Origin of the sequence: Prauserella isguenensis (assembly GCF_014191605.1) — a bacterium.
GTDB classification, from domain to species: Bacteria; Actinomycetota; Actinomycetes; order Mycobacteriales; family Pseudonocardiaceae; genus Prauserella; species Prauserella isguenensis.
This window is the reverse complement of the sequence record NZ_JACHWU010000015.1, coordinates 1-1020: the sequence shown is the minus strand read 5'-3', so window position 1 is coordinate 1020 and position 1020 is coordinate 1. Positions and strand designations below refer to the sequence as shown.

The 1020-nt window shown below is 66.2% G+C and carries 1 protein-coding gene; it reads left to right on the top strand.

Going from position 1 to position 1020, the window contains the following annotated elements; genetic code table 11:
* Nucleotides 1–100: 100 nt before the first annotated feature.
* Nucleotides 101–1009: an IS5 family transposase gene (locus FHS23_RS22865; protein WP_183659556.1), complete on the top strand. Its 909-nt coding sequence runs from the start codon at nt 101–103 to the stop codon at nt 1007–1009.
* Nucleotides 1010–1020: the final 11 nt, after the last annotated feature.

Here is a 1020-nt window from a genome sequence, read left to right as displayed (position 1 = left end):
CTAGGAGCTGTTTAAGAACGGGCCCTGGTGTGGGGATGTGGGGAGGTCTCCGGTAGATGGATCAACGACCAAGAAGATCAACATCTATCCGGAGACCTCGGTGGGAAGCGTATCGAGCGGCGGGCGTAAGGATCTGACGGACCGGCAATGGGTGGCGTTGCAGCGCGTGTTGCCGTCTCGGCCGGTGGTGGGTCGTCGGCCGAAGTGGACGCGGCGGCAGTTGCTGGACGGGATCCGGTGGCGGGTGCGGGTGGGCGCTCCGTGGCGGGACGTGCCGGAACGGTATGGGCATTGGCAGTCGATCTACCAGCTGTTTCGCCGCTGGCAGCGGGAAGGTGTGTGGCCTTGGATCCTGACGATGCTGTGGTCTTGGGCCGATCGGGTAGGCCTGATCGACTGGCAGGTATCGGTCGATTCCACGATCAACCGGGCCCACCAGCATGCCGCCGGCGCCCGCCGCTGCCCCGATGGGCAGGTCGAACCGCCCGGCGATGAACCGGCTGATCATGCGCTGGGCCGGTCTCGAGGCGGGTTCACCACGAAGATCCATCTGGCCTGCGAACAAGGACGCAAACCGTTGTCACTGGTGATCACCGCTGGTCAACGTGGTGACAGTCCCCAGATGTCGGCCGTGCTGGAGGCGATCCGCGTGCCCCGGCTCGGACCTGGGCGAGCACGCACCCGCCCGGCGCGGGTGCTGGCCGACAAGGCCTACTCTTCCCGCGCTAACCGGGACTATCTGCGCACACGTGGCATCTCGGCGACGATCCCCGTTCCCAAAGATCAAGCCGCCCACCGCGGCGCCCGCGGCTCGGCCGGAGGCCGACCGCCTGCCTTCGACCCCGCCACCTACCGACAGCGCCACGCCGTCGAATGCGGCATCAACCAGCTCAAACACCACCGCGCCGTGGCCTGCCGCTATGACAAACTCGCCGTCCGCTACGAAGCCACCCTGCACATCGCCGCCATCAACATCTGGCTCGCCGACCTCACCAAGATCAATTCCTAAACAGCACCTAG